The sequence below is a fragment of the Citrobacter sp. S55_ASV_140 genome (assembly GCF_018919505.1).
Lineage (GTDB): Bacteria > Pseudomonadota > Gammaproteobacteria > Enterobacterales > Enterobacteriaceae > Citrobacter > Citrobacter werkmanii.
In genome coordinates this window covers 1-5,778 of record NZ_JAHLQZ010000222.1, presented here as the reverse complement: position 1 = coordinate 5,778, position 5,778 = coordinate 1, and the positions used below count along the sequence as shown (strand labels likewise).

Annotated in this window: 7 protein-coding genes and 1 pseudogene; 6 read left to right on the top strand and 2 right to left on the bottom strand. The window is 53.6% G+C overall.

What is annotated here, in order from left to right:
• Positions 1-783 (bottom strand): annotated as a pseudogene (locus KQJ18_RS20830) (glycerol-3-phosphate 1-O-acyltransferase); the annotation flags it as partial.
• A 171-nt stretch (positions 784-954) separates the two neighbouring features.
• Between KQJ18_RS20830 and KQJ18_RS20825 the strand changes: the two are divergent.
• From KQJ18_RS20825 to KQJ18_RS20810, 4 genes are all read left to right on the top strand, one after another.
• Positions 955-1,323, top strand: coding sequence for a diacylglycerol kinase (locus KQJ18_RS20825; protein ID WP_003826594.1), 369 nt, complete (start codon positions 955-957; stop codon positions 1,321-1,323).
• Positions 1,324-1,432: 109 nt separating this feature from the next.
• Positions 1,433-2,041 carry a transcriptional repressor LexA gene (gene lexA / locus KQJ18_RS20820; RefSeq protein ID WP_216422642.1) on the top strand — a complete coding sequence of 203 codons (609 nt, stop codon included), beginning with the start codon at positions 1,433-1,435 and terminating at the stop codon, positions 2,039-2,041.
• A gap of 131 nt (positions 2,042-2,172) precedes the next feature.
• Positions 2,173-3,498, top strand: a complete 1,326-nt coding sequence (gene dinF, locus KQJ18_RS20815) for an MATE family efflux transporter DinF (RefSeq protein ID WP_085049593.1) — start codon at positions 2,173-2,175, stop codon at positions 3,496-3,498.
• Between the two features lie 131 nt (positions 3,499-3,629).
• Positions 3,630-3,839: a CsbD family protein gene (locus KQJ18_RS20810; protein ID WP_006688302.1), complete on the top strand. Its 210-nt coding sequence runs from the start codon at positions 3,630-3,632 to the stop codon at positions 3,837-3,839.
• A gap of 41 nt (positions 3,840-3,880) precedes the next feature.
• Here the strand turns inward: KQJ18_RS20810 and zur are convergent, their stop codons facing one another.
• The gene (zur, locus tag KQJ18_RS20805; RefSeq protein ID WP_038636258.1) at positions 3,881-4,399 is read right to left on the bottom strand and encodes a zinc uptake transcriptional repressor Zur; all 519 of its coding nucleotides are present in this window, start codon (positions 4,397-4,399) and stop codon (positions 3,881-3,883) included.
• A gap of 114 nt (positions 4,400-4,513) precedes the next feature.
• Between zur and KQJ18_RS20800 the strand changes: the two genes are divergently transcribed.
• On the top strand, positions 4,514-5,002 hold the full coding sequence (locus KQJ18_RS20800; protein WP_038636260.1) for a cupin domain-containing protein: 489 nt from the start codon (positions 4,514-4,516) through the stop codon (positions 5,000-5,002).
• A 105-nt stretch (positions 5,003-5,107) separates the two neighbouring features.
• Positions 5,108-5,778: tRNA dihydrouridine(20/20a) synthase DusA (gene dusA / locus KQJ18_RS20795; RefSeq protein WP_216422640.1), on the top strand; the 671-nt coding region annotated here is incomplete at its 3' end.

Here is a 5,778-nt window from a genome sequence, read left to right as displayed (position 1 = left end):
GTAGGAGAAGTTGGCGGCAATCTCTTCCATCAGCGCTATCGCATTTTGCTGCGCTTTTTCGTGGGAGATTTTTTTACTGCGCGCTTCATCTTCTACCGCGCGCGCGATAGCTTTTGAGGCCAACAGCTTGTTAAACAGATCCTGACGGGCAGGGAGGCGCGGACCGACTGCGGCCAGGCGCTGGCGAGCAAAGTGCATACGCGCTACGCGCGCCAGCTTCTGGGCGATAATTTTATCTGTACCGTGTTCATCCGCCATGCGACGCAGGGAAACCGACGGGGAGAAGCGGACAAAGCTGTCGCGACCCAGCCAGGACACAGCAAAGAATTTTTGTACGCCGTTCAGCATACGCAGCGGCGGGTTGACCTCGCCTTTTTCGCGTCCAGGCGCACGGCCAAACATTACCGAAACTGGCACCATCTGCACATCCAGGTCTGGATTGCTGCGATGCAAGTCGAGGTAGTTATGGAACAGCTTAATAGACTCTTCTTTTGGCGTGTAATAGGTGAAGACACGTGGGCCGCCGTGAATAAACACGTAGCGCGGCAGTAGAGTTCCGTCTATCTCCAGCGGTTCCAGGGGATCCGGGAGATCGTGCGCCAGACATTGGGCGCGCAGCGTCAGCAAGTCTGCTTTGGAGTTGTACGGTAGGACGTACATAATGGGGCGAGAAGTATCGAGCCCCAATTCCGGTGCGGGTTCCGCCGGAATAGACTTGCTTTTTACCAGTACGCTTAATGGTAAATTCAGTAATTTGTAGTAAATTCGTGGCCAGCCGGACATAAACGATGTAAAGCCTCTGGTTAATAATGCAAATGCGCTGCAAGGATATCAGAAAGTTTAGTGAATTTCTGGTGTATCCGGTCATACTTCGCGCTGCTTTGCCACACCCTGAAACAAACGGGGTAACGTTACAATGACATTGACGCTAATAATGTAAAAAGGTTCTTTTTGATGGCCAATAATACCACTGGATTCACCCGAATTATCAAAGCTGCAGGCTATTCCTGGAAAGGTTTTCGCGCCGCATGGATTAATGAGGCGGCATTTCGCCAGGAAAGCGTTGCCGTTCTGCTAGGCGTTGCCATCGCCTGCTGGCTGGACGTCGACGCCATTACGCGCGTGTTGCTGATTGGTTCCGTGATGCTGGTGATGATCGTTGAAATCCTCAATAGTGCGATTGAGGCGGTGGTTGATCGTATCGGTTCTGAGTACCACGAACTGTCTGGTCGTGCGAAAGACATGGGGTCGGCGGCGGTATTGCTGTCGATTTTTGTCGCCCTGATCACCTGGGGCATCCTGTTGTGGTCGCATTTGCGATAAAGATTCCACAACTTCATCATTCTCCTGTTTTTTGTGCAGTTTGCGGTTCCAAAATCACCTTTAGCTGTATATACTCACAGCATAACTGTATATACACCCAGGGGGCGGAATGAAAGCGTTAACGGCCAGGCAGCAAGAGGTGTTTGATCTTATTAGAGATCACATCAGCCAGACAGGTATGCCACCGACGCGTGCGGAGATCGCGCAGCGTTTGGGGTTCCGTTCCCCAAACGCTGCTGAAGAACATCTGAAAGCGCTGGCGCGTAAAGGCGTGCTGGAAATTGTATCCGGCGCATCGCGTGGTATTCGTCTGTTGCAGGAAGAAGAAGAAGGTTTACCGCTTGTCGGTCGCGTTGCGGCAGGTGAGCCACTTCTGGCGCAGCAACACATCGAAGGCCATTATCTGGTCGATCCTTCACTGTTCAAACCGAACGCCGATTTTCTGCTGCGCGTCAGCGGTATGTCGATGAAAGACATCGGGATTATGGACGGTGATTTGCTGGCCGTGCATAAAACACAGGATGTGCGTAACGGTCAGGTTGTTGTTGCGCGCATTGACGACGAAGTGACGGTGAAGCGCCTGAAAAAACAGGGCAACAAGGTTGAACTCCTGCCAGAAAACAGCGAATTCAAACCCATTGTGGTCGACCTGCGCGAGCAAAACTTCACTATTGAAGGGCTGGCGGTAGGCGTCATTCGTAACGGGGAATGGCTGTAATACTCTGTTGAGTCCCTGTAGGCCGGATAAGACGTTTGCGTCGCCATCCGGCAACTCGCCCGGTGGCACTGCGCTTACCGGGCCAGGGCAACATCTTCCAGTACCTCTAACTTCTTTTCAGGCTCTATTTCATGCCTTTCTTTACCTCCTCCGACAAAGCACTCTGGCGTCTTGCCTTACCGATGATCTTCTCCAATATCACCGTTCCCTTGCTGGGATTGGTCGATACCGCGGTCATTGGTCATCTGGATAGTCCGGTCTATCTTGGCGGCGTTGCCGTTGGCGCCACCGCGACCAGTTTTCTCTTTATGCTGCTGCTTTTTTTACGCATGAGCACCACAGGTCTTACCGCCCAGGCATTTGGCGCGAAAGATCCGCAGGCACTGGCGCGTGCGCTGGTGCAGCCGCTAATGCTGGCGCTGGGGGCGGGGCTGCTTATCGCACTGTTTCGTACGCCGATTATCGATCTGGCTCTGCATATTGTCGGCGGCAGTGAAGCCGTACTGGAGCAGGCCCGACGTTTCCTGGAAATCCGTTGGTTAAGCGCCCCCGCCTCGCTGGCGAATCTGGTACTGCTCGGCTGGCTGCTTGGCGTTCAGTATGCGCGGGCGCCGGTTATCCTGCTGATTGTCGGTAATGTTCTCAACATTGTGCTCGATTTATGGCTGGTGATGGGCCTGCATATGAACGTGCAGGGCGCGGCGCTGGCAACGGTCACCGCCGAATATGCCACCTTGCTGATCGGTCTGTTAATGGTACGCAAAGTCCTGCATATGCGCGGAATTTCGCTGGCAATGTTGAAACAGGCCTGGCGTGGCAATTTCCGCCGCTTACTGGCGCTTAACCGCGACATCATGCTGCGCTCGCTGTTGCTACAGCTCTGTTTCGGTGCCATTACGGTGCTGGGCGCGCGCCTGGGGAGCGATATCATTGCGGTAAATGCCGTTCTGATGACCCTGCTGACCTTTACCGCCTACGCGCTGGACGGGTTTGCCTACGCCGTTGAAGCGCATTCTGGTCAGGCCTATGGCGCACGGGATGGCAGCCAGTTACTGGATGTCTGGCGCGCAGCCTGCCGACAGTCCGGTCTTGTGGCGATTCTGTTTTCGCTGGTTTATGCCCTGTTTGGCGAGCACATTATAGCGTTGCTGACCTCGCTCCCGCAGATTCAACTGCTGGCCGATCGTTATCTTATCTGGCAGGTGATTTTGCCGCTGGTTGGCGTCTGGTGTTATTTGCTGGACGGTATGTTTATCGGCGCAACACGGGCTGCAGAAATGCGCAACAGCATGGCCGTTGCCGCCGCGGGATTCGCATTAACGTTACTGGCTTTACCGCTGCTGGGTAACCACGGCTTGTGGCTGGCGCTCACCGTGTTTCTTGCCCTGCGCGGGCTTTCGCTGGCCTTTATCTGGCGACGTCACTGGCGCAACGGGACGTGGTTCGTTGAAGCCTGACGGTTAAAAATTCTGAATAGTGAATCGAATGCCGAATCAGTGACTACACTTATTCTCACGTCCAGCAGAAAAGATAGCGGAGTTGGACGAGATACTCTGGCTATTCACAACCTAACGATGAGGATTTGATGATGAATAAAGACGAAGTCGGCGGCAACTGGAAACAGTTCAAAGGTAAAGTGAAAGAGCAATGGGGCAAACTGACCGACGATGATATGACGGTCATTGAAGGCAAACGTGACCAACTGGTCGGTAAAGTCCAGGAGCGTTACGGTTATGCAAAAGATCAGGCGGAGAAAGAAGTCACTGACTGGGAAACCCGCAACGATTACCGCTGGTAATTAGTCCCCTCCTGAGAGTACAAGGATGTACGCTCTCTGGCTTAGCGACCGACTTTCTTTTTCACCAGAATTGAGTGGTCATGCTGACATTCGCCCGGATGGCGACAGGCTTCAACCTCCACGCATGCCGGGCACAGCCCGTGAGCTTCAATCACGTTATGCCGCAGAGCAAAACCCATTTTTGCCGCCAGCATATGCATGATGTCTTCCACACCCTCCGCACACTCTTCTTTTACCACGCCACAGCGATCGCAAATAAACATCGCAGAACTGTGGGTCGGTTGATCGAACAGGTGACACAGCACGTAGCTGTTGGTCGATTCCACTTTATGTACAAAACCTTGTTCCAGCAGAAAATCGAGCGCACGATAAACGGTCGGTGGCTTGGCCTGCGGCTCGGTTTCCCGTAGCAGGTCGAGCAGGTCATAAGCGCTAATAGCGCCTTCCTGCAGGCTCATCAGGCGCAGCACTTCGAGGCGCTGTGGCGTTAGCCGCACGTTGCGTTGCGCACAGAGTTTTTCAGCTTGAGCCAATAACTCCTGCGTGGTGGTTTTGTCCATTTGGCGCCTCGATTTGTGTGAAAGGTTAATCCCTTACTTTATCATGTTCTGCTTAAAACGCCGAGATCCGCCGCCGTGTGCTATACCTGACGCATCGTATTCTGGAGAATCCACATGAAAAGACCCGACTGTATTCGCCACTGGCGAGAGGTGGAGGGGGCTGATGACTCCACCTACCCCGACAGCAATGAACTTTTTGCTATTGGCGCGCCGCTTGCCCGTAAACTGGGGTTAGGAAGACTAGGTATTCATCATGAACGCCTGCCGCCGGGGCGTCGCACATCTTATCCTCATGCCGAAAGCGATGAAGAAGAGTTTATCTATGTGCTGGAAGGTTATCCGGAAGCCTGGATTAACGGCTATTTATGGAAGCTCGAACCTGGCGACAGCGTCGGTTTTCCGGCAGGAACCGGGGTGTGCCACACCTTTATCAATAACACCAGTGAAGAGGTGCGCTTGCTGGTCGTGGGTGAGGCAAACAAAAAATATAATCGCATTTATTACCCGCTTAACCCGGTCTATGCCGCCACGCGCGAGGATCGCTGGGTTGACCATCCGCCGCAGTTTTTTGGCCCACATGACGGCAAGCCGGGGCGCAAATAACGCTCTGTGAGAATATGCTGTGCGAGCCACGATGATGGGGCGCACTATCGCATCGGTCTATGCTATAGTAGCGCCCTTTTTTAACCGGATGCTTGAATATTCGCCATGCTGCCTGAATCTCAGTCTATCGCTTTTCCCGCTCATCGTTTTTCTATCGCGCCGATGCTCGACTGGACGGACAGACATTGCCGCTACTTTTTGCGCTTACTGTCCCGCCAGACGCTGCTGTATACGGAGATGGTGACTACCGGAGCGATCATTCATGGTAAAGGCGATTATCTGGCGTATAGCGAAGAAGAACATCCGGTCGCGTTGCAACTGGGCGGGAGCGATCCGGCTGCGCTGGCGCAGTGTGCGAAGCTCGCTGAACAGCGGGGCTATGACGAAATTAACCTCAACGTGGGTTGTCCTTCCGACCGCGTACAGAATGGCATGTTTGGCGCCTGTCTGATGGGGAATGCGCAACTGGTCGCCGATTGCGTCAAGGCGATGCGCGATGTGGTGTCGATTCCGGTGACGGTGAAGACCCGAATCGGCATTGATGATCAAGACAGCTACGAATTCCTGTGCGATTTCATCAACACGGTATCTGGCAACGGCGAATGCGAGATGTTCATCATTCACGCCCGCAAGGCCTGGCTGTCCGGATTAAGCCCGAAAGAAAACCGCGAGATCCCTCCGCTGGATTATGACCGTGTTTATCAGTTAAAGCGTGATTTCCCACATCTGACGATGTCGATCAACGGCGGTATTAAATCTGTCTCTTATACACATCT